The 21,443-nt window shown below is 71.7% G+C and carries 20 protein-coding genes; 12 read left to right on the top strand and 8 right to left on the bottom strand.

Annotated elements, in window-relative coordinates:
* Positions 1-44 precede the first annotated feature (44 nt).
* Entirely contained in the window at positions 45-1,073 is a 1,029-nt protein-coding gene (locus tag BJ971_RS07500) for a YihY/virulence factor BrkB family protein (protein ID WP_184991053.1), read from the bottom strand.
* Between the two features lie 126 nt (positions 1,074-1,199).
* Here BJ971_RS07500 and BJ971_RS07495 point away from each other — a divergent pair, with 126 nt between their 5' ends.
* The 6 genes from BJ971_RS07495 to BJ971_RS07470 all read left to right on the top strand — a co-directional run bounded on the left by BJ971_RS07495 (position 1,200) and on the right by BJ971_RS07470 (position 5,607).
* On the top strand, positions 1,200-2,015 hold the full coding sequence (locus tag BJ971_RS07495; protein ID WP_184991051.1) for a YndJ family protein: 816 nt from the start codon (positions 1,200-1,202) through the stop codon (positions 2,013-2,015).
* 15 nt (positions 2,016-2,030) lie between these two features.
* Entirely contained in the window at positions 2,031-2,537 is a 507-nt protein-coding gene (locus BJ971_RS07490; protein ID WP_184991048.1) for a DUF1990 domain-containing protein, read from the top strand.
* Positions 2,534-3,310 carry an MBL fold metallo-hydrolase gene (locus BJ971_RS07485; protein ID WP_184991046.1) on the top strand — a complete coding sequence of 259 codons (777 nt, stop codon included), beginning with the start codon at positions 2,534-2,536 and terminating at the stop codon, positions 3,308-3,310. Before BJ971_RS07490 ends, BJ971_RS07485 begins: the two co-directional genes overlap by 4 nt.
* Positions 3,307-3,888 carry a DedA family protein gene (locus BJ971_RS07480; protein ID WP_239087538.1) on the top strand — a complete coding sequence of 194 codons (582 nt, stop codon included), beginning with the start codon at positions 3,307-3,309 and terminating at the stop codon, positions 3,886-3,888. Before BJ971_RS07485 ends, BJ971_RS07480 begins: the two co-directional genes overlap by 4 nt.
* Positions 3,889-3,973: 85 nt before the next feature.
* On the top strand, positions 3,974-4,990 hold the full coding sequence (locus BJ971_RS40510; RefSeq protein ID WP_203709397.1) for a YbjQ family protein: 1,017 nt from the start codon (positions 3,974-3,976) through the stop codon (positions 4,988-4,990).
* A gap of 68 nt (positions 4,991-5,058) precedes the next feature.
* Positions 5,059-5,607 carry a hypothetical protein gene (locus tag BJ971_RS07470; protein ID WP_184991044.1) on the top strand — a complete coding sequence of 183 codons (549 nt, stop codon included), beginning with the start codon at positions 5,059-5,061 and terminating at the stop codon, positions 5,605-5,607.
* Between the two features lie 12 nt (positions 5,608-5,619).
* Here the strand turns inward: BJ971_RS07470 and BJ971_RS07465 are convergent, their stop codons facing one another.
* Positions 5,620-6,555 carry a serine hydrolase gene (locus tag BJ971_RS07465; RefSeq protein WP_184991042.1) on the bottom strand — a complete coding sequence of 312 codons (936 nt, stop codon included), beginning with the start codon at positions 6,553-6,555 and terminating at the stop codon, positions 5,620-5,622.
* A 94-nt stretch (positions 6,556-6,649) separates the two neighbouring features.
* Here BJ971_RS07465 and BJ971_RS07460 point away from each other — a divergent pair, with 94 nt between their 5' ends.
* A complete protein-coding gene (locus tag BJ971_RS07460; RefSeq protein WP_184991040.1) occupies positions 6,650-7,408 on the top strand; it encodes a hypothetical protein in 759 nt (252 codons plus the stop codon).
* Positions 7,409-7,531: 123 nt separating this feature from the next.
* Entirely contained in the window at positions 7,532-10,597 is a 3,066-nt protein-coding gene (locus BJ971_RS40955; RefSeq protein ID WP_184991038.1) for a glycosyl hydrolase, read from the top strand.
* 57 nt (positions 10,598-10,654) lie between these two features.
* Here BJ971_RS40955 and BJ971_RS07450 read toward each other — a convergent pair whose 3' ends face one another.
* The 5 genes from BJ971_RS07450 to BJ971_RS07430 all read right to left on the bottom strand — a co-directional run bounded on the left by BJ971_RS07450 (position 10,655) and on the right by BJ971_RS07430 (position 17,058).
* Positions 10,655-11,836 (bottom strand): cytochrome P450, encoded by a 1,182-nt coding sequence (locus tag BJ971_RS07450; RefSeq protein WP_184991036.1) that lies wholly within the window; start codon positions 11,834-11,836, stop codon positions 10,655-10,657.
* Positions 11,837-11,931: 95 nt separating this feature from the next.
* Positions 11,932-12,972 carry a S1 family peptidase gene (locus tag BJ971_RS07445; RefSeq protein ID WP_184991034.1) on the bottom strand — a complete coding sequence of 347 codons (1,041 nt, stop codon included), beginning with the start codon at positions 12,970-12,972 and terminating at the stop codon, positions 11,932-11,934.
* A 721-nt stretch (positions 12,973-13,693) separates the two neighbouring features.
* Positions 13,694-14,965, bottom strand: coding sequence for an FAD/NAD(P)-binding protein (locus BJ971_RS07440; protein ID WP_221478746.1), 1,272 nt, complete (start codon positions 14,963-14,965; stop codon positions 13,694-13,696).
* 671 nt (positions 14,966-15,636) lie between these two features.
* Positions 15,637-16,194 (bottom strand): winged helix-turn-helix domain-containing protein, encoded by a 558-nt coding sequence (locus BJ971_RS07435; protein WP_184991029.1) that lies wholly within the window; start codon positions 16,192-16,194, stop codon positions 15,637-15,639.
* Positions 16,195-16,566: 372 nt separating this feature from the next.
* Entirely contained in the window at positions 16,567-17,058 is a 492-nt protein-coding gene (locus tag BJ971_RS07430; protein ID WP_184991027.1) for a hypothetical protein, read from the bottom strand.
* 260 nt (positions 17,059-17,318) lie between these two features.
* On the opposite strand from BJ971_RS07430, the gene BJ971_RS07425 reads away from it, so the two are divergent.
* The 4 genes from BJ971_RS07425 to BJ971_RS07410 all read left to right on the top strand — a co-directional run bounded on the left by BJ971_RS07425 (position 17,319) and on the right by BJ971_RS07410 (position 20,090).
* On the top strand, positions 17,319-17,834 hold the full coding sequence (locus tag BJ971_RS07425) for a flavin reductase family protein (RefSeq protein ID WP_184991025.1): 516 nt from the start codon (positions 17,319-17,321) through the stop codon (positions 17,832-17,834).
* A 475-nt stretch (positions 17,835-18,309) separates the two neighbouring features.
* Positions 18,310-18,774, top strand: coding sequence for an NADPH-dependent FMN reductase (locus BJ971_RS07420; protein ID WP_184991023.1), 465 nt, complete (start codon positions 18,310-18,312; stop codon positions 18,772-18,774).
* A 191-nt stretch (positions 18,775-18,965) separates the two neighbouring features.
* Positions 18,966-19,280 carry a hypothetical protein gene (locus BJ971_RS07415; protein WP_184991021.1) on the top strand — a complete coding sequence of 105 codons (315 nt, stop codon included), beginning with the start codon at positions 18,966-18,968 and terminating at the stop codon, positions 19,278-19,280.
* Between the two features lie 171 nt (positions 19,281-19,451).
* Positions 19,452-20,090, top strand: a complete 639-nt coding sequence (locus BJ971_RS07410) for a LysE family translocator (RefSeq protein WP_184991019.1) — start codon at positions 19,452-19,454, stop codon at positions 20,088-20,090.
* 24 nt (positions 20,091-20,114) lie between these two features.
* Here BJ971_RS07410 and BJ971_RS40500 read toward each other — a convergent pair whose 3' ends face one another.
* On the bottom strand, positions 20,115-21,437 hold the full coding sequence (locus BJ971_RS40500; RefSeq protein WP_221478745.1) for an SDR family NAD(P)-dependent oxidoreductase: 1,323 nt from the start codon (positions 21,435-21,437) through the stop codon (positions 20,115-20,117).
* Between the last annotated feature and the right edge of the window lie 6 nt (positions 21,438-21,443).

Here is a 21,443-nt window from a genome sequence, read left to right as displayed (position 1 = left end):
TGTGACTCCCGCCCGCTCGGGGGCTCGCGCCCTGTGCGCGGGTGTTACCCCTTCGGGTCGGAACTCACACCGCTCTCGCGCTGCCGGGGTACGGCGGCGTCCGCGGGCTGCTCGTCCGTGCCCGGCTCCCACACGTCCTGCAGGGCGGGCCGGGAGACGCCGACCCGCTTCGCCTCCAGCTGGGCGGCGAACGCCAGGCCGAGGAAGAGCGCGATGCCGGTGAGGTTGGCCCAGAGCAGCAGCGCCATGATCGCCGTGAGCGGCCCGTAGGTGGCGCCGAACCCGTCGCTGACCCCGACGTAGCCGGCCAGCAGCAGGCTGGCGACCCACCACAGGATGGTGGCCAGCGTCGCGCCGAACAGCAGCCAGCTCAGCGCGGGCTGGCGGCGCCGCGGCGAGTGCCGGAACAGCAGCCCCACCGCGAACACGATGAGGGCCAGGCTCATCGGCCAGCGCACCCAGTCCCAGGCCGTCAGCGCGCCCTCGCCCCAGCCGTAGTGCCGGGCGACCGACTGCCCGGCGGAATGCCCCGCGACCAGCAGCAGGAAGCCGAAGAGGGCCGGCAGCCCGGCCACCACGGCCAGGACCGCCGCCCGCAGGTACTTGTGCAGCGCCTTGCGGTCGCGCTCGACGCCGTAGATCCGGTTGGCGCCGCGCTCGATCTGCGCCATCGCGGAGGTCAGCGCGAACAGGCCGGTCACCAGGCCCAGCGCGAGGGCGAGCTCGCCGGCGTCCTCGGTGCGGTCGTCGTCCTCGAGCAGCTCCGTGACCAGCGGCTCGCTGGCGCCGGGCGTCAGCGCGATAACGGTGTCCGCGACGACCTCGCCGCCCGCGGAGACGCCGAGGTCGGTGGCGAGCCCGGAGAGCGCGATGAGGAACGGGACGATGGCGAGGCAGAGTTGCAGCGCGAAGGCCCGGGAGTGGCTGAAGCCGTCGCCGTAGCGGAACCGGACGAAGGCGTCGCGCAGCAGATGCCAGCGGCCGTAGTGCCGCAGGGCCAGGAACGCGTCGTCGGCCGAGAGCTCGTCGCCCGGCATCATCCGGGTCTCCGGAACCGGCTCTGTGCTGCTCACGCGGCCGTACCCGGGTTCACCCTCACGGCAGCCAGTGTGCAGGAACCCACACCACTTCAGCGACCCCACCCCCGTGGGTTACAGTGGCCTCATATTTGAACACGTTCAAAGAAGTGGGTGGGTGCCATGCGGGTGCTGGTGAACCTCCTGGTGATCGTCGGCATGCTGGTCGTCGTCCCGGCCGGGCTGCGACTGCTCGCCGACCCCGGCATCGAACTCGCCCGCCGGTGCTGGCCCGTCGGCGCGGTCGCCGGCGCGGTCAGCCTGTGGCTGCCCCGGGGCCCGGCGGCCACCGCCCTGGCGACCGTCTACGCGGTGGCGGCGGCGCTGCTGTGCGCGTACGCGGTCAGTCGCCCGCCGCGACCCCGCCGCGAGTGGCCCGCCGAGGCCGCCGTGCTCACCGCCCTGGTCGGCCCGGCCGTCGCGGCGAGCGCGCTGATCGCCGAGCGGTCCGGATACCGGCTCTTCTCCTTCGACCTGGACGTGCTGGCGCTGACCGTCGCGCACTTCCACTTCGCCGGGTTCGCCGCCGCGCTGATCGCCGGGCTGCTGACCCGGGTGGCGCCCGGCCGGGCGGCCGACCTGGCCGCGCTGACCGTGCCCGCCGGCACGCTGCTGGTGCTGCTCGGCTACTTCACCGGCGAGGCTGTCGAGCTCGCCGGCGCGCTGGTGCTGACCGCGGGCATGTGGACGGTGGGCTGGCTGGTCTGGCGCTACGCGCGCACCGGCGCGGCCGACCGGCTCACCGCGGCGCTGCTCGGCGGCTCCGCGGCCGTGCTCGCGGTGTCGATGGCGCTCGCGGTGAGCTGGGCGCTCGGCGAGGCGACCGGGCTGCCGCACCCGTCGCTGGGCTGGATGGCGGCGACGCACGGGGTGGCGAACGCGCTGGGCTTCGCGGTGTGCGGCATGGTGGGCTGGCGCCGCGCCGGGGCACGACTCTGATCAGGGAGGAAATTCATGAGTGGGTTCACCTACGCCGAGGTCGGCGCGACCCGGCACGAGCCGCTGCCCACGGGCTACCGGCACCTGCACTACCGCACCGAACTCGGCCGCGACGACTTCGCGGCCGCGGCCGACGCGATCCTGACCCTGCGGATGCACCGCGCGACCGGCGCCCGGATCCGCACGGACGCCGACCGGGCCGCTCCCGGCGTACGGCTGACGGTCGGGCTCGGGCCCCTCGTGGCGCCGTGCGAGGTGGTGTGGGCGGCGACCGGCACCGAGCTGGCCGGCTTCGGCTACGGCACGCTGCCCGGGCACCAGGTCCGCGGCGAGGAGTCGTTCACGGTCGAGCGCGACGCCGACGGCCGGGTCTGGTTCACGGTGACCGCGTTCAGCGCGCCGGCCCGCCTGCCGATGCGGCTCGCCGGCCCGGTCGCGGTGCTCGGCCAGCACCTGTACGCGCGGATCTGCGGCCGCGCTCTCAGACGGCTGTGTGCCCGGTCCCGTACGGTTGGTATGTGAGCGGGACCAGCGTCACCTGGTGGGGGCACAGCACGATGTGGCTGGCCGACTCCGGCGTCTGCCTGCTCACCGACCCGCTGCTCACCAACCGGGTGATCCACCTGCGCCGGCTGGCCGGGCCCCGGCCGGAGCTGCCCTGCGCCCCCGACGCGGTGCTGCTGTCACACCTGCACGCCGACCACTTCCACCTGCGGTCGCTGCGGGCCGTGCCCGGTGAGCCGCTGCTGATCGTGCCGCGCGGCGCGACCGCGCTGGTCGCCAACGGCCTCGGCGCCGCCTACGCCGACCGCTGCGTCGAACTCCTGCCCGGCCAGGAGACCACGGTCGGCGCGGTCACGGTGCGAGCGGTCGAGGCGGCACACGACGGCGGCCGCGGCCCGTGGTCCCGGCTGCGATCGGTGGCGATGGGTTTCGTGGTCGAAGGCGCCGCCCGCACCTGGTACAGCGGCGACACCGGCCTGTTCGACGGGATGTCCTCGCTGGGCCCGCTGGACCTCGCGCTGATACCCGTCGGCGGCTGGGGCCCGACCCTCGGCTCGCAGCACCACCTCGACGCGGCCGACGGCGCCGAGGCGCTGCGCCGGGTGAAGGCCGCCTGGGCGGTACCCGTGCACTACGGCACGTTCTGGCCGGCCGGCCTGAGCCGGATCCGGCCGCACATGTTCCACGACCCGGGCACCGAGTTCGCCCGGCACGCCGCACGCACCTCACCCGACACCCGGGTCCGGGTGCTCGCACAGGGCGAGACGCTCAGCTTCGAGCCGGCCACGTGATATCCGAACTCGGGGCCCTGGCGTGGCTGTCGCTCGTGGTGGCGTTCGGCGCGATCGTGCCGGTCATACCCACCGGCGCGGCGGTCAGCGCCGCCGCCGCCCTCGCCTTCCACAACCACCCGCTGCTGATCGTCCTCGTCATCGCCGCCGGCGCGATCGGCGCCTACGCCGGCGACCTGGTCATGTACGCGATGTGCCTGATGGGCGGCGAACAACTCGCCCGGCGCCTGCACTGGCTGCGCGGCGAGGAACACCTGACGGCGATGAAGGAGCGGCTGCACCGCAGCCAGGTGCCGGTGCTGCTGGTCTCCCGGCTGCTGCCGGGCGGCCGGGTGCCCGTGCTGCTCGCCGCGGCGTTCCTCGGCCTGAGCTGGCGCACCTTCCTCGTGGCGAACGCGCCGGCCTGCCTGCTGTGGTCGGCCGTCTACGCGGGCATCGGCGTGGCCGGCGGCTCGATCTTCCCCGAACCGTGGCAGGGCGTGGTCGCGGCGGTCGTCCTGGTGCTGGTGGTCGGCCAGATCGCCAGCATGATCAGCAAGCGCCGGGCGGCCCGCCAGGAACAGACCGAGTCGGCGTAGCCACCCGCCAAGTACCGTCGGTGGCATAAGCCAGACTCCACTGTGGGTGACGATAGTCGGGTTCCTCATCGGTCCCGCGGTAACCGTGGCCGTGCTGACCTTCTTCTTCAACAGGCGCCTCAACAAGGAGAAGGCGGCCCTCGACGAGTCTGTCCAGAAACGCCTCAACGACCAGAAGTCTATGCGTCGCCTGGTGGCCCCGGTAGCGATCTTCCACCTGCTACAGGACCGGATGACCCTGGTCGACCTGCGTCTCGACGAGGAGACGAGGATCCAGTACTGGATGGCGAAACAACTGGCCTGGACCGTCACGGACGCCTACTCCTTCGCGAAGTGCGAACCCGAGCCGCTGCCGTACAAGCCGCAGGAGGAGCACCCGAATCAGGGTCTGCCGTCGGGCGTCGTCGAGGCGGCCGGCCAGTCCGTCATCATCTCCGGAGGGACTCCCCGGCTCGCGTCATGCGGTTCGGCGAGTTCGGCGCCGGCATCGAGCCGTGGACCACGATCCCGCCGCAGCGCCGCGGCGAATACGACTGGCGGCAGAGCGGTGAGACGACCGGCGACAGGGAGGTCCTGGCCGTCCCGTTCGATGTCGCCCGGAACTACCTGGAATCGCGTTACCGGGCCGCCTTGCCTTGATCACTACGATCGAGGCATGTTGATCGTCAGCTCCGATGAGATTCCCGGCTACCGGATCGAGGCGGTGTTCGGGGAGGTGTACGGAGTCACGGTGCGAGCCACCAACCTCGGCACCGGGATGGCGGCAAGCTTTCGGTCGCTCAACGGGGGCGAGGTCCCCGAGATGACCCAGCTGATGGTGCACAGTCGCAATGAGGCCATGAGCCGCATGGCGTGGCAGGCCCAGCAGCGCCAGGCGAACGCCATCGTCGCGTTCCGGTTCAGCAACGGTGAGCTCGGCCAGGCGTGGGCCGAGGTCTGCGCGTACGGCACGGCCGTCTGGGTCGTCCCGCTGACCGAGCACGCCAAGCAGCAGCACGAGGCGATGACCAGGGCCGGCGGCCTGCCCCACCAGGTCCAGCACGCCGGCACAGGCCCGTCGTCTCCCGAGAAGGTGAGCAACCAGGCCACGGCGAGACCTTAAACCGGTTACTCGGCGTCCGACCGGTGAGATTGCATCCGCGATTTCCACCACCCAACGGAGCCGTCCCGATGACCGAGCAGCCGCGCTTCACGCCACCTTCCGAGTACGTACCGCAGCACCCGCAGGCCTATCACTTCCAGCACGCTCCTGAGCAGCCGCAGTACCTGGGCTTCGGTGGGGCGCCGGCCCCCGCGCCGAAGAAGTCGCGCAAGGTGCCGATCATCGTGGGGGCGGCGGTCTTCGGCATGCTGCTCGTCGGTGGAGTCGCCACAGCGTCCGTCTCGCTGGCGGGTGAAGAGCTGCTGTCGGTGGCCACACACCGCTCGTCGTTCGAGGACGTGCAGGCGAGCTGTGACCCGTCCCGCAGCGGCACCAGCATCGCGGACAACGGGAAGACACTGCTCGTCGACACCACCGGCGAGGAAGACTATTCCGGCGTCTCGTACGACGCTCAGAAGTGCATCCTCGACGCACTCAAAATGCCGACCGCGGTACAGACGCACATCGGCGAGACCCGCGCTCTCGACGGTCGCCAGCAGGACAGCTGGGAGGGCTTCACCGCGTCCTGGACGTACCACCCGGACGACGGCTGCGACATGATCATCCAGACCGACTGACCACGGGCCCGCTCAGTACTTGAGGTACTGACGGGTCATCTTGGCTACCTTCTGGACCAGGGCGATGCCGCCGTCCATGCTCTTGTTGTTGTGCGAGAGCACCGCGACCGAGACGTTCACGTCGTCGCCCAGGGTCACCCGGCCGACCGTGTTGACGGCCCACAGGCCGCCGTCCTTGCTCCGGGTGTCCCAGCCGTTCTTCACCGTCGTGGTCTCGCCGGCCTTGGCGACGATCGGCACGCCCCAGTCCTGGCTGTCGTCGACCGTGTTCATCAGCGTGAACGTCAGCTTGCGCGAATCGGCGTCCAGCGGTCCCGCCTTGTCCACCAGTTCGGAGAGCAGCTTCACCTGGTCGTTGACCGTGGTCCGGGTGAGGCCCCAGGAGTTGCTGACAACGGTCTGGCTCAGGCCGAGGCGCTTGTTGCATTTGCTGACCGCCGTCGACTTGCCGAGCTGGTTGAAGAGCGACGTGGTGGCGTTGTTGTCGCTGAGCCTGATCATCCGCTTCGCCAGCGACAGCTGGCTCGAGGAGAGGTCGCGGCCGGCGTCCTGCGCCTTCAACAGCATGCAGGCCAGCACCTGGACCTTGACGATGCTGGCGGTGTCGTACTTCTCCGAGCCCCGGTACGAGTAACGCTGGCCGGTCTTCTTGTCGAGGACGGCGACGGAGAACTCGGGGACGGTGGCCGCGTACTTCTTCAGGGCCGCGTCGAGGGCCTTGGTGCGCTTGGCCCGCTCCTGCGCGGCCAGCTCCTCCGGGCTCGGGCCGGTCGGCGTGGGTGAGGCCGTCGGCTTGTCCTCACCGAACGTGAGGGCGCGCGGCAGAACTCCGCCGCCGGCGCCGCCGCTGTCGTCCTTCATACCCAGGCCGATCAGGGACGCGCCGCCCACGATCACCGCTACCGCGCACGGGAAGATCCAGAGTCGGGTTCGTCGCACGTATGTCATAGTGCCGCGCATCGCACGGGAACCCAAACTATACTACCGACCGCTCACCCGATCTCACTATCAGTCACTGGCACCGGCAGGCACAATGGTGGCCATGGCCCTGCTCCCGTCACCTGCCGCCCTCGTCGAGCTCAGCCGGTACGCGATCGGTCAGGTGGTGGAGACCGCGGCCTCCGTCGCCACGATCCCGGTTCGCGCGCTCAGCCTGCTCGGCCAGACCGAACTGCTGGTCAGCCGCATCACGGTGCTGGCCGAACGCGCCGAGGGGCTGATCGATCGGGTCGACGACGTGCTCGACCGCGTCGACGGGGTGGTCGACGGCGCCGAGGAGGCGCTGACCGACACCAAGGTGATCATGGCAGGCGCCGCGCTGGCCGTCGACGAGGCCGGCGTGCTCATGCCGCGCGCCGCGCAGCTGCTGGAGAGCGTCTCCGCCACCACCGACGGGGCCGCCGCGATCCTGACCGAGGCCGGCGCCGTCGCCGGCGCGGCCTCCGTGGTGGTCCGGCAGGCGGAGGCGACCTCGGCCGAGGCCCACGAGCTGCTCGACGCGTACGGCCCGACGCTGCGCCGCGCGGCTCCCCTGGCCCAGCGGTTCGTGGAGGAACTGACGCCGGAGGAGATCACCGCCGCGATCCGCATGATCGACGAGCTGCCCCGGCTGCGGGAGCACCTGAGCGACGACGTGATGCCGCTGCTCGGCACGCTGGACAAGGTCGGGCCCGACCTGCACGCGCTGCTCGACGTGGTGAGGGACCTGCGCATGGCGATCGTCGGGATACCCGGACTCAAGATGCTGCGCCGGCGCGGCGAGGAGCAGGTGGCCGAGGACGAGGCGAACGACCGCCCGTGAGCAGGCACTATTCACTGCTGTAAACATTGACGAAACACTTTCGGTACAGTTAGCCTCGCGGGACTGTGAGAGCGCTCTCTCACCATTGGTCGACCCCCGTTTCCCCATCGGAGGCACCCCCGCATGCATCCCCCGATCCCCCCGTCCCCACACGCACACCGACGATCACCGCGCGGCCGGCTGGCCGGCTTCGCCGCGGCCGTCGTCGTGGCCCTCGGCTCCGGCGTGCTCGCCGTCGCCGTGACCGGCACGGCGCAGGCGGCGACCGTCGGAGCCGGCAGCTACACCGAGACCCTGCCCGCCGGCGCGAAACTCCCCGCGGGCTGCGGCAACATGTCGGCCAACCCGCGGCAGTACCTGACCCCGAACGCGCCAGCCGGGCCGGTGCCGACGAACGACTGGTGGTCGTCGCTGCTGTTCAAGAAGGGCGACGACTGCAACTTCTCGCAGGCGCTGTTCGCCGGGCCGGCCGCGTACCGGCCGGTGGCGAGCGGGCTCGGGCTGTCCTACCAGACCGACGCGGCCATCAGCGGCAGCGCGACCGGCCTCGGCGAATACCACTTCCCGTACGCGCAGCACGTCGTCGTCGGCGTCGCCGGCCTGAACGCCGCGCAGTCGCTCGTGGACGGCTGGAGCGACTGGACGGTGACGCCGTCGTGGAGCGACGGCGCCCGGACCATGAAGGCGACCATCGGCCACGGCCTGCCGCTCTCCTACTACCAGGTGACCGGCGGCGACGCGCTGCTGACCGTCACCGGCCCGCCGACGGCCTGGCAGAACAGCGGCAACCGGATCGGCTTCTCGATCGGCGGCCACGACTACGTCGCGTACGGCCCGGCCGGCTCGACGTGGACGCTGAGCGGCAACACCATCCGCTCCAGCCTGGCCGGCAAGGGCTACTTCTCGGTGGCCGTGCTGCCGACGCTCTCCAGCGCCGCGACCGCCGACAAGGTCGCGCTCGCGGACACCTACGGCCAGTACGCGCAGAACCACGTGACCGGCACCCGGATGTCGTACACCTACAACCAGGCCGCCGGAACGGTGAACACCACGTACGCGTTCACCACCGTCGCGCGCGAGGGCAGCGCCACCGGCACCGTCATCGCGCTCTACCCGCACCAGTGGCGCTACCTCACCGGCTCGACCCCGCTGTCGCGCACCTACGTCTCGCCGCGCGGCGCCATGAAGATCGTCACCGGCGCGAGCTTCCAGACCTCCATGCGGTATACCGGCGTGCTGCCGGAGCTACCCGCCGTCGGCGACTCCAGCGGCGCCGACCTCAGCACGGTCACCACGTTCCTCAACAACGAGCTGAACAACCCGGCCGACTTCCGCGGCGACGACACGTACTGGACCGGCAAGGGCCTCGGCCGGGCCGCGCGGATCGCGGAGATCGCCGACCAGCTGAACATCACTTCGGTACGCGACTCGGCGCTCAACGTCATCCGTACCCGGCTGACGGACTGGTTCACCGCGTCGGCCGGCAAGTCGTCGCGGGTCTTCTACTACGACCGCAACTGGGGCACGCTGATCGGCTACCCCGCGTCGTACGCGTCCGACGAGGACCTCAACGACCACCACTTCCACTACGGCTACTTCGTCGCGGCGGCGGCGACGCTCGCCAAGTTCGACCCGGCCTGGGCCGCACGCGGCCAGTACGGCGGCATGGTCGACCTGCTCATCCGCGACGCCAACAACTACGACCGCGGCGACACGCGGTTCCCGTACCTGCGGGACTTCGACATCTACGAGGGCCACGACTGGGCCTCGGGCCACGGCGCGTTCGGGGCGGGCAACAACCAGGAGTCCTCGTCGGAGGGGCAGAACTTCGCCAACGCGCTGATCCAGTGGGGCCAGGCGACCGGCGACAGCGCCGTACGCGACGCCGGCATCTGGCTGCACACCACGCAGGCCGCGGCGATCAACGAGTACTGGTTCGACGTGCGCAACGAGAACTTCCCGGCGAGCTGGGGCCACAACTACTCGGCCATCGTGTGGGGCTCGGGCGGCGCGTACGCGACGTGGTTCTCCGGTGACCACGCCATGGTCGTGGGCATCAACATGCTGCCGATGACGGGCGGCCAGCTCTACCTCGGCGACTACCCCGAGTCGGTAAAGGCAACCTACGCCGAGCTGGTACGCAACAACGGCGGCGAGCCGACCGCCTGGCGCGACATGCTCTGGCAGTACCTCGCGCTCGGCGATCCGGACGCGGCGCTGGCGAAGTTCCGCGCGAACAGCTCGTACACCTCCGAGGAGGGCGAGAGCAAGGCGCACACGTTCCACTGGCTGCGCAACCTCGCGGCGCTCGGCCAGGTCGACACCGGCGTGACGGCGAACCACCCGCTGGCCAAGGTGTTCTCGAAGAACGGCGCGAAGACCTACGTCGCCTCGAACATCACCAACGCCGCGCTGACCGTGACGTACTCGGACGGCAGGACGCTGAGCGTCCCGGCCGGCCGGACCGTCGCGAGCGGGGCGACCAACTGGAGCGGCGGCAACGCCACCGGCGGCGGCACCACCACGACGCCGCCGACCACTCCGCCGACCAGTTCGCCGACCCCGACGCCCACCACCTGTGCCGGCGGCGCGCTGCTCTCGCAGGGCAGGACCGCAACGGCGTCCTCGGTGGAGGCCGGCTACCCCGCCGACCTCGCCGTCGACGGCAACGCGAGCACCCGCTGGTCCAGCACGTTCGCCGACCCGCAATGGCTTCAGGTCGACCTCGGCTCCGCGCAGGCCCTCGGCCGGGTCGAGCTCAGCTGGGAGGCCGCGTACGCGAAGGCGTACCGGATAGAGACCTCGACGAACGGGACCGCCTGGACCACCGCCGCGACGGTGACCGCCGGCACCGGCGGCAACGTCACGCACGCGGTCTCGGGCACGGCCCGCTACGTGCGGATGAGCGGCACCGAACGCGGCACGCCGTACGGGTACTCGCTGTTCGAGTTCAAGGTGTTCGGCTGCGCGGGCGGCACGACGCCGCCGACCACGCCGCCGACCACGGCCCCGACCACCGCTCCGACCCCGACCCCGACCGCGACGACGGACGCATGGGCGCCGAACACCGCGTACGCGGTGGGCCGGATCGTCACCTACAACGGCGTGCGGTACCGGTGCCTCCAGGCGCACACGTCGCTGACGGGCTGGGAGCCGCCGAACGTGCCGGCGCTCTGGGCGACCAGCTGACGCCGGGACCGGCCCTGCCGTCCGCGCTCGCGGGCGCGGCGGCAGGGCGGGTCGCGGTCAGGATTCCGGGTCGACCTCGACCCGCAGGCCGGTGAGCTCGTAGGACGCGATCTCCGCCCGGATGCCCACCTTCGGCGGATTCACCATCCGCAGGCCCGGCATGGCGAAGAGCTTGGTCAGGAAGATGTCCGTCTCCTGAATGGCGATGTACGAACCCGGGCAGCGGTGCGGCCCGTCGCCGAACGACAGCCCCGCGTCACCCGTACCCTCCGCCAAAGGCCGCCCCGGGCAGACCTGGCCCGGGTCCGCGCCGACCGCCGAGGGGTCGACGTTCGCCGCCGCGACCCCGATGTCCACCCGCGCGCCGGCCGGGATCGTCACGCCCCCGACCTCGATCTCCTGGTTGGTCCAGCGGTAAAGGTTCGCCACCACCGGTTCGAGGCGCAGGATCTCGTGCAGGATGGCGACCCGCTCGGCCTCCGAACCCTCCGTGTACGCCGAGCGCAGCGCGGGGTCCGTGAAGAGGTGCCAGGCCGCCAGCGTGATGAACTCGCGGGTGGTCACCATCCCCGCCGCCGCGAACGTCACGCACTCGCCGAGGATCTCGGGGTTCTTGCAGCCCTCACCCAGGAGGTGGCTGATCAGGTCGTCCTTGCCGCCGCCGCGGCGGGCGTTGATCGCCGGGCGGACGTCGTTCCAGTAGAACAGGAGCAGGTTTGACCGGGAGCGGAACTCCTTCCACATCCGGGCCGGGCGGCTGCCGGTCGTCTTCTCCTCGAAGAAGAGGTCGAGGCGCTTCGCCATGCCGGGGCCGCTCTCGGTCAGGCCGATGACCTCGGCCGCGACCGCCACCGCCAGGCGGAACGACAACTGCGACAGGTCCGCGCCGCCCCGGCCTCGCAGCTCCGCGCACTGCTCCTCGGCCAGCCTGTCCATCAGCGACCGGTACGCCGTGTCGACCCGCTTCGGGGTGAAGAACCGGGCCGTCTGGCGACGGTGCTCACGATGCTCGGGCCCGTCGCGGTAGAGCACCGGCATGCGCATCCGGCCCTCGTGCCTCGTGGCGTTCTCCGCGTCGAAGCCCGCCTGGCGGGTCTCGGTGCTGCGCAGCATCGACCGCGCGGTGGAGTAGTCCTGGATGCGCCAGACGCCGTCGGCGTCGGCGTGGGCGGGGCAACCCGGATCCAGCCCTCCTCGTCCGACCTTACGTTTCGACTCGAGCGGTGTTTCTGCAGGCATCTAAGGATTCTTGACTGTCGTTGCCATGCTGTCCAATCACGCAAAGCGGAAAGGCCCCACCGGGCGGGTGGGGCCTTTCCGTGGTGGAAGGTGGATCAGAATACCGAGACGCCGTAGACGTTGAGCGCCTCGACCACCGGCTGGAAGTACGTGGTGCCGCCGGAGCTGCAGTTGCCGCTGCCGCCGGAGGTCATGCCCAGCGCGGTGGTGCCGGAGTAGAGCGAGCCGCCGCTGTCGCCCGGCTCCGCGCAGACCGTGGTGCGGATCAGGCCGGAGACGGAGCCCTGGCTGTAGTTGACCGTGCTGTTCAGCGCGGTGACCCGGCCCGAGTGGGTGCCGGTCGTGCTGCCGCGGCGGTAGACCGTCGCGCCGACGGCCGGGGTGCCGGCCGACGTGATGTCCTGCGAGCCGACGCCACCGGTCTTGGTGATGGTGGTGTTGGTGTAGCGCACGATGCCGTAGTCGTTGCCCGGGAAGCTGGTGCCGGCCCGGGTGCCGAGCGTGGCGGAACCGTTCGTCCAGGTCGTGGCGCTGTTGGTGCAGTGACCGGCGGTCAGGAAGTAGTTGGTCGAGCCACTGCGGACGTTGAAGCCGAGCGAGCAGCGGCCGCCACCGCCGTAGATCGCGTCGCCACCGGAGATGGTGGTGCGCAGCTCGCCCGATACCGACTCGAAGGAGGCCCGGTCACCGAGCTTGGCGACGATCGCCTTGACGGCGTCGAGCTTCGCGCCGGTGACGGTGCTGTCCGCGGTGACCACGATCTTGTTGCTGACCGGGTCCAGGCCGAAGGACGTGCCGGGGGTCTTGAGCTGCGTCTTCAGGGTGGCGTCCGCGGCGGCGAGCACGGCGCCGCTGTTCGCGACGTAGCGGGGGGTCGCGCCGGCCACGGCCACCGACTCGGCGGTCGCGGCGTCGGTCACGTTGACGACGACCTTGCCGGCCGAGTCGATGAAGGAGCCTGCGGCCGCCGCGCCGAACTGGGTGTCCAGCTTGCCGGCGAGGGCGGAGGGGGCGAATGAGGGGTCCGATGCGACGCTCGGGGCGGCGGAAGCGGGTGACGCGAACGCACTGCCAGCAAGCAATACGGCGGCCAGGCCGACGATCGGTCGGCCGAGCTTTGAGCCGGGGTTACGCACTTGTTCCTCCCAGGGGGGATGAGGTGTACGCCGGGTGCCCGGAGTACCGGTGCCATCGGTAGTATCGAGAACATTCGATCTGGACTCAAGGCTCGCGGCGCTCGGCACAGAGTCACCTAGACGACCGTCAAACCGCCTCTGAGCTGCGGAAACTTTGTCGTCATATCATCGGGCTATCACTAGTTCGGGATGCCGCCAGCCCCGCGAAACCGCACCGATCCGGCCGTCCGCGGAGGCGGCCGCGCGCTCGCCACCCGGGCCGGCGACCCTCACGGCATCGGCGGTCCGCGCCTCGCAGAGTCGACCCGCCCGGACCGGGCACAGGTCACGGCAAGGGCGGTCACGACACTTAGGAAACGGTCTATATGGGACAGCGCCTCCGGCCGGACTTCCATCGGCCGGCACGACGGCGCCCACCGGGCAGTCCTCGCCTGGGAAACGAACGGCAGCCCCGATCCCAGGCGCAGCCGGGGCCCATACCCGGACAACAACGCGACCCCAGGCGCGGAACCCTACGGACAGGCCCACCCCGGCCCAGAACGGCAGCCCCCGATCCCAGGCGCGACCGAGCACCCGCAGGCGGGACAGGCGCCGCCCACGGGGCGGGGCATCGCCCACGGGACGGGGCATCACTCACACGGGACGGGCATCGCTCGCTCCGGCATTCAGCGAATGCCGGGAGTAATTACGGTCGCGTCAGGAGTCGCACGACATGAAGGACCTACGCGGCGGCCGCGACCCGAGCGCCCGCGTGCAGATCGGTGACAAGCCGCCGCGCCTGGGCACGGATCTCGGGCACGGCGGTGGTCTCCCACTGTGCGCCGCGGCGCAGCGGGCCGATGACCCAGAGCCGATCGTGCGCTCGTCCGCCGGCGCCGATCAGGCGGCCGTCGGCGTCGATGTCGAGGCCGAGACCGTGCGGGCCCACCCGGGCCAGGCCGGCGGCGAGCAGCCCGCCGACCAGCGGCCCGGCCGCACCCGGCAGCCGCCCGGGCCCGGCGCAGTTGACCACGGCCGCGAAGTCCGCGAGCCCCGGCCACGCGGCAACCCCGCCCCCGCGGATCTCCAGCAGACCGGCCGCCCGTAGCTGCGCGACCCGGGCGCCGACCTCCGGCGCCATCCGGTGCCGGTGGCACTCCCAGGGCCGGGCCAGGTGCCGCAGGAACGCATCCTGCTCACCCGGGGTGAGCGCGGTCCAAAGCTCATCCAGGTACGGCCGGAGCCCGTCGACGATGGGCCGCCAGTCCCCCGCCTCCCCGGCCGCGGCGCGCACGGCCCGGACGACGTCGCGCAGCGTGGCGCAGTCGTCGAGCGAGGGCACGGCCGGCGGCGCCGCGTCCGCGGTGTGCGTCAGCGGCAGCAGCCCGCGCCGGCTCACGGCCACCACGGGCGCGGCCCGGCGACCGTCGGCGGTCAGGGTCAGCGCGACGTCCACGGCGGTCAGCCCCGTGCCGACCAGCAGCACCGGCTGATCGGCGGGCAGCGCCTCGAGCACACCGGCCCGCCACGGATCCGCGATGTAGCGCGGATGAACAACGGCCTGACGCGAGGCCGCCGGGCCGCCCGTGGCGAGAACGACATGCTCGGCCGCGATCACCGAACCGTCATCCAGCGCGACGGCGGCGTCCGGGGTGATCGCGGTGGCCCGCGCACCGCGCAGGTGCAGCCGGCCGGGGTGCGCGGCGGCCGCCTCGTCGAGAACGGCGCGCAGGTACCGCCCGTACTCGGCCCGGGGACGGAAGGCCTCCGGGGTGGTGGCCGCCCAGCGCACGAAGTGGCCCGGGTCATCGGGGTCGGCACTCATCGCACCCGCCCGCGAGTTGAGCAGGTGCCATGGCTGCGCGGAGCCGTAGGCGACCCCACCGCCCGGCTCACCCGGCTCGACCAACACGACGTCGTCGTCGCTACATCGCAGAAGCTGCCGGGCCACCAGGACCCCGGAGCAACCTCCCCCGACCACTGCCACCACACGCGCCACGACCGCGCCCCCCATCTCCTATCGATACGATAGGCAAACGAGGGTTTCGGCGCCAGTGGCGCGCCGCAGAAAGAGCGGATACCGAGGGAACCCACCGCAAGGACGACGGCACACCGGCCACCCCCGCACAAAAACCGCACCCCGGCACACCGGGAGCACACCACGACGGAAAGGGCGCCACACACTGGTCGACGATCACGCCGCCCTCGCTGCCGGAGAGGACACCGCTCAAGCCCCGGCGAACCGCGACGCCCTCACCGCCGGGGACGACACCACCCAAGCGTCGCCGACCACGACACCGCACCGCCGGCGAGGCACCGCTCAAAGCCGGCGACCGCGATGCACGCACCGTCAGAGAGGACACCACACAGGCGCCGGCGACCACGACACCGCGCCGCCAGGGAGAACACCGCTCAAGCACCGGCAAGCACGACGCCGCACCGCGGATGAGGACACCACTCAAGCCAACGACCGCGATGACCACTCCACCAAGGACGACACCGCTCAACCGTCAACGACCACAACGGCGCACTGCGGATGAAGGCACCACTCAAGCCGCCAACCGCGATGACCACACCGCCAGGGACGACAGCGCTCAAGCATCGACGACCACGATGTCGCGCCGCCGGTGAGGGCACCGCCCAAGTCGGCGATCGCGGTGCCCTCACCGGCAGGGACGACAGCGCTCAGGCGTCGGTGATGGTGATGCCCGCGTCGTCGGCGAGGCGGTAGCCCACCCCGTAGACGGTGGTCACGATGTCCGGGTTGCCGAGCTTGGTGCGCAGCCGGCTCACGTGCACGTCGACGGTGCGGACGGTCGTGTGCAGGTGACCCCAGACGTGGCCGAGCAGCTGGCTGCGGCTGAACACCTGACGCGGGTGTGTCGCGAGGAAGAACAACAGTTCGTATTCGAGGCGGCTGAGTTCCAGGGGGCGGCCGTCGAGGGTCACCGCGCGGGGCTTCGGGTCGAGGTGCAGGCCCTCGGTGCCGCCCAGCGCGGCGGGGACGGCGGCGGCTGGGGCGAGATCGACGTTCGCGTCCGGGCCGGCCGCTACGACGAGATCGCGCAGCGCCGCGAGGACGCGCTCGCTCTCCTCGGAGCCCGGCGCGCCGAGCGTGATCGTGACGGTGACCGACGATTCGGGGGGCGCGACGCTGCGCAGCCGGGCGCGGGACCGGCCCGGACCGCGACGAACGGACGCGAGGCGGGTGGTGGTGGGCTCGGCGACGGCGAGAACGGACATGGTTTCCCCTCCGGAGGGTGTGGCCGCCAACCGGGTCTCGATCGGCGGCTGAACAATACTTTTCCCATGTGTGGGATAGGCTTATAGACGCATTCCAGCGCCGAGAGATCAGTCATTTTCGGGGGCTGCGGTCAGGACACGCGGGTCACCGATGGATCAGCAGGCACAACACCGGGCGCTCGCGCATCGGAGAAGATCGATGGCGAGGCGGGACGTGAGTCGTACGTCGCGCAACTGCATGCCCCCATTCTTCACGGCCGAGCGGTTCCGGTCAAAACAAAATCCATGATGCGGGAGCATTTTCCCCGAAAAACATAACAACGGCGCACCCCCACCAGGAAAAGGTGACGACGCGCACAAATGAACAATGGTTCAGGCGACCGCCAGGGTCGTCGCGCCACCCGGAAAAGGGATCGCCCGGATGGCGTCGAGCTTGCGGTCCACGATGGCCCCGGCCGACCTCAAGCCACTCGGCACGCCCAGCACGCCCCGCACGCTCGGCACACCCAGTGCACCCAATGCGCTCGGCCCACCCAATTCGCTCGGCACGTCCAGTGCGCTCGGCACGTCCAGTGCGCTCGGCACGTCCAGTGCGCTCGGCACGTCCAGTGCGCCCAGACCGTCCAGGGCACCCAGTGCACTCGGACCGCCCGGCACACCCAGTGCGCCCGAACCACCGAGCGCGCCCGGACCGCCCAGGGCACCCAGTGCGCTCGGACCGCTTGACGCACGCAGTGCACTCGGCGCGCACGGAACGCTCGGCCTCAGTGCGGGCGGCGCGCTCGGCGTGGAGGCGGAGCAGCCGCGGCCCGCGAGGCCGGCCGGGACCCGCGCGCTGGCGGCGGCGGTGGCGGACGTGGACATAGCACAGACTCTCGCCCAACCACGCCTTCATGTCAACTGAACCCCATAGGTTTACTAGGATATGGGATCGACATTGACACTCGCGCAGCGAGGGAGGCACGGTTGGCGACATGCCCATCCCCGCCGCGGACGCCCCGGCCCTACCGAAACAAACCTTGTCCCAATTGGTGGACCGGAAAGCGCCCCTGGCTGCGCACGCTGACGATCGACACCAGCCGGAGTTCCGCCACCGCTCTCCCGTCTCGGCTTAAGGGATCATCATGACCGTCATCCCGCTGCACCAGGACCGTGCCGTGGACGCCGACCTGTTCCGCGCGCTGCTGCGCCGCCACGCCGCCGCCGTCGTCGTGATCACCGCTCCCGGCGCGCCGCCCGCCGGGTTCACCGCCACCTCCTTCACCTCGGTGTCGCTCGATCCGCCGTTGGTCTCCTTCTGCCTGGCCAAGTCGGCCTCGGCGTGGCCGGCCGTGCACGCCGCGAGCACCATCGCCGTGCACGTGCTGACCCAGGAGCAGGAACACGTCGCGCGGACGTTCGCCACCCGCGGCATCGACCGCTTCGCCGCGCACGGCGCCTGGCACCCCGGACCCGACGACGTGCCGCTGCTGGACGGCGTGCTCGCCAGGATCGTGTGCAAGGTGACCCAGCACGTCGAGGCCGGCGACCACACGATCGTGCTGGCCACCCCTGAGCTGGGCGAGCACCACGCGGACGCGACCGCCACACCACTCGTCTACCACGACGGCACCTACGCCCACCTGCGCCGATCGGCATAACCGCCGCTCCGCCAGCCCGGCCCATCCCCGGCCTCAGCCCGGCTCCGGCTCCGGCTCCGGCTCCGGCTCCGGCTCCGGCCTTAGTTCAGCCCAGACTCAGCCCCCGACCCAAGCCCGGCCGCTGTCATCGCCGAGCGACTCGCGCCGGGATTGACCGGCCCAACCCGGCACGGCCCAGCCCAGCCCGGCACTGCCCAATACAACCCAACCCAACCGGCACCACCCAACCCGACCCAACCCGACCTGGCACGGCCCGGCACCACCCAACCCGACCCAAACCGACCTGGCACGGCCCGGCACCGCACAACCCGGCACTACCCAACCCGACCTGGCAGGGCACGGCTCAGCCCGGCACGGCACGGCCCAACCGGAGTCCTGTCAGAACACCCCGGGAGACCTGCCATTTCGGCGCCTCCCCCTACTGAATTCGGAGAAGAACCATGAGCAACCCTGCCGAGAAATCATCGAGGACCGCATGAGCGGGATCGTTGTCGTCTCCGGGAATCCGCGTCCGGGGTCGCGGACCTCGACGCTCGCCGTCGCCGTAGGCACCGCGCTCGGCGGGGCCGCATCGGTCATCGAGGTCGGCGCGTTGGGCACCGGCCTGCTGACACCGGGCGACCCGGGCACGGCCGCCGCGGTGACGGCCATCCGGGAGGCGGACGTGCTGGTCGTGGCGACGCCCACCTACAAGGGCAGCTACACCGGCGTGCTCAAGGTGCTGCTCGACCAGCTGCCCGCGAACGCCCTCGCCGGCAAGCGATCCGTTCCCGTGGTCACCGCCGGCGTCGCACCGCAGGCCGCGGCCGCGGCGGCGTTGCTCGCGCAGCTGCTGGGCGAGCTGGGCGCCGACGTCGCGCCCGCCCTGCCGGTGGTCGAGGCCGATCTGCCGGAGTCGCAGGCGATCGCGGAGAAGTACGCGGCGGCTCACGGCCGCTGACGTTCGGCCAGTTCGGCGACGGGGCGGCGGACGTCGAGCTCGACCGTGGCACCCCGGCGTCACCGCCAAGCGCCGACGGCGGCGCGTCCGATTGAGCCGGGTCGTCGGCTTCCTCTGGAGTCCGACGGCCCGGATACTCCGGCCCGGGACGAGGCCGAACCCACTGGTGGCGGCTTGCCACGATGGTCGGCATGGAGATCTTCGTGACGACCGCGCTGGCCCTGCTGCTGGTAGGCCTGGTCATGCTCGGAATGGCATCGGCGTCGAACTCGCGCCGCGAGCAGTTGCGGACGGCGAGCCGGCTCAGCGCGATCGAGTCCAAGCTGGACGCGGTGGTCGCGCATCTCGGCATCACCGTCCAGGAACGGGAGCTGCCGGAGGTCCTCCGCCTGATCCGGGAGGACAAGCGGATAGAGGCGGTCCGCGCATACCGGAACGAGACCGGATCGAGCCTGCTCGAGGCGAAGAACGCGGTCGACGCCATAGCGGCCCGCCTCGGCCTCTGAGTCTTTCAACGTGGCCCAGCCCGTGGCCAGGTGGAGCTTGCTCACCGAGCTGACTGGGCGGGCGGCGCGGACCGGTCGCGCGGGCGCACGCCGTGGTTCGCCGCGCGGCGGCAGACCACGGTCCTGGTTTTGGCTCTGTCGGGCACCGGGCGGGGCGCCGAGGGTTGGCGTGTGATCACACTCGCCTCACTGCTCGGCGTCACCGCCGTCGCCCTCGGCATGGTGCTGACGCCGGGCCCGAACATGATGTACCTCGTCTCGCGCAGCATCACGCAGGGAAGGCGGGCGGGCGTCGTCTCCCTGGGCGGTGTCGCTATCGGCTTCCTGGTCTACCTGACGGCGGCGAACCTCGGCCTCTCGGTGATCTTCGTCCACGTTCCCGAGGCCTATCAGGCGTTGAAGCTCGCGGGCGCCGCCTACCTGGGCTGGCTGGCGTTCAAGACGCTGCGGCCGGGTGGCACGTCGGTGTTCGCGCCGGGCGATCTGCCGGTTGACTCGTCGCGCCGGCTGTTCGCGATGGGGCTGCTCACCAACCTGCTCAACCCCAAGGCGGCGATCATGTATCTGTCGTTGATACCGCAGTTCGTGCGCCCGGACGACGGGCACGTGCTGGCACAGGGTTTCCTTCTCGGCGGGGTGCAGATCCTGGTGAGCCTCACGGTCAACCTGTTGATCGTGTCGGCGGCCGGGACGATCGCGGTGTTCCTCGCGCGGCGGCCGGGCTGGCTGCGGATGCAGCGCCTCGTCATGGGCACGGTGCTGGGCGCGCTCGCGGTCCGGCTCGCCACCGAACGCTCCCGGCCGGCCTGACTACCGGCCTGACTACCGGCCGGCCTAGCTCCCGGCCGGGTCGCCGGGCCAGACGAAGGCCGGGTCGCGGAGGTAGTCGTCGCGGCGTGCCTCCAGCGCCATCCGCACCATGTCGTGTGCGCCAACCCCAATGATCTTGCGAAGCGGTGGATCCGGCTCGTCGAGCAAAGCCAGCAGCGCCTCGGCCGCGACCTCCGGCGGCGCGTCGACCCACTCCTCGTCTCCGGCCGCTCCCCCGCCGGCCTCCCCACCTGCGACCGGCGCATCCGCGCCACCCACCGCCCACGCCTCGTCGGCCAAACCCTCCGCAGCCGACGCAGCCAGGGCTGCGTCGGCGGCAGGCGCAGCGGGCACGGAAGTGGGCACAGCGGGGGCGGGCGCGGCGGCGGGCGCGGAAGTGGGCAGGGCGGGGGCGGGCGCTGCGGGGGCGGGAGCGGCGGGGGCGGGAGCGGCGGGGGCGGGAGCGGCGGGGGCGGGAGCGGCGGGCGCGGGAGCGGCGGGCGCGGGAGCGGCGGGCGCGGGAGCGGCGGGCGCGGGAGCGGCGGGCGCGGGAGCGGCGGGCGCGGGAGCGGCGGGCGCGGAAGTGGGCAGGGCGGGGGCGGCGGGCGCGGGAGCGGCGGGCGCGGAAGTGGGCAGGGCCGGGGCGGGCGCTGCGGGCGTGGGGGCGCCGGCGGGCGCTGCGGGCGTGGGGGCGCCGGCGGGGGCGGGTGCGGGCGGATAGTCCGGCTGGCCGAGGATTGCCTCGCGGGTGGCGGTGTATGCCGGATCCGGTGTGGCGAAGCGCATGCTCGAGCCGGCCCAGTCCGTCGCGAAGCCACCCAGTTGCAGCAGATGCACCCGGATCCCGAGCGGCGCGACCTCCTCGGCGAGCGCCGCACTCATCGCCTCCAGCGCCCACTTCGTCGCGTTGTAAGCGCCGAAGAGCGGCAGATGGCCGACCGCGCCCACCGTAGAGACCTGCACGATCCGCCCGGAGCCCCGGCGCCGCAGGTGCGGCAGCACCGCCTGGGTCACCCATACCGCACCGAACAGGTTCACGTCGAACTGCGCCCTGAGCTCCGCCTCGGACAACTCCTCGACCGCGCCGACCAGGCCGTACCCGGCGTTGTTGACGACCACGTCGGGCACGCCGACCGCCGCGGCAGTCTCGTCGACCACGGCGACGACCGCCGCGCGGTCGGCGACGTCCAGTCGGCGCACGAAGAGCCGGCCTGGGTGCGCGGCGGCGAGGCCGGCGAGGGCGCCGTCGCGCCGTACCGTTGCCACGACCCGGTCGCCGCGGCGCAGCGCGGCCTCGGTGAACGCGCGCCCGAGCCCACGCCCGGCGCCGGTCACGAACCACAGCATGGCGTT

It is taken from the genome of Amorphoplanes digitatis, from assembly GCF_014205335.1.
Classification (GTDB): domain Bacteria; phylum Actinomycetota; class Actinomycetes; order Mycobacteriales; family Micromonosporaceae; genus Actinoplanes; species Actinoplanes digitatus.
Note: the sequence above shows the minus strand (reverse complement) of the source record. Positions and strands in the feature narration are given on the sequence as shown.

Bases quoted from the DNA above. Each gene is read 5' to 3' on its own strand.
- BJ971_RS07495 (WP_184991051.1), top strand. From the start codon at position 1,200: ATGCGGGTGCTGGTGAACCTCCTGGTGATCGTCGGCATGCTGGTCGTC.
- BJ971_RS07415 (WP_184991021.1), top strand. From the start codon at position 18,966: ATGGAGATCTTCGTGACGACCGCGCTGGCCCTGCTGCTGGTAGGCCTG.
- BJ971_RS07460 (WP_184991040.1), top strand. From the start codon at position 6,650: ATGGCCCTGCTCCCGTCACCTGCCGCCCTCGTCGAGCTCAGCCGGTAC.
- BJ971_RS07490 (WP_184991048.1), top strand. From the start codon at position 2,031: ATGAGTGGGTTCACCTACGCCGAGGTCGGCGCGACCCGGCACGAGCCG.
- BJ971_RS07450 (WP_184991036.1), bottom strand. From the start codon at position 11,836: ATGCCTGCAGAAACACCGCTCGAGTCGAAACGTAAGGTCGGACGAGGA.
- BJ971_RS07420 (WP_184991023.1), top strand. From the start codon at position 18,310: ATGAGCGGGATCGTTGTCGTCTCCGGGAATCCGCGTCCGGGGTCGCGG.
- BJ971_RS40955 (WP_184991038.1), top strand. From the start codon at position 7,532: ATGCATCCCCCGATCCCCCCGTCCCCACACGCACACCGACGATCACCG.
- BJ971_RS07440 (WP_221478746.1), bottom strand. From the start codon at position 14,965: ATGGGGGGCGCGGTCGTGGCGCGTGTGGTGGCAGTGGTCGGGGGAGGT.
- BJ971_RS07430 (WP_184991027.1), bottom strand. From the start codon at position 17,058: ATGTCCACGTCCGCCACCGCCGCCGCCAGCGCGCGGGTCCCGGCCGGC.
- BJ971_RS07425 (WP_184991025.1), top strand. From the start codon at position 17,319: ATGACCGTCATCCCGCTGCACCAGGACCGTGCCGTGGACGCCGACCTG.
- BJ971_RS07465 (WP_184991042.1), bottom strand. From the start codon at position 6,555: ATGACATACGTGCGACGAACCCGACTCTGGATCTTCCCGTGCGCGGTA.
- BJ971_RS07470 (WP_184991044.1), top strand. From the start codon at position 5,059: ATGACCGAGCAGCCGCGCTTCACGCCACCTTCCGAGTACGTACCGCAG.
- BJ971_RS40500 (WP_221478745.1), bottom strand. From the start codon at position 21,437: ATGCTGTGGTTCGTGACCGGCGCCGGGCGTGGGCTCGGGCGCGCGTTC.
- BJ971_RS07435 (WP_184991029.1), bottom strand. From the start codon at position 16,194: ATGTCCGTTCTCGCCGTCGCCGAGCCCACCACCACCCGCCTCGCGTCC.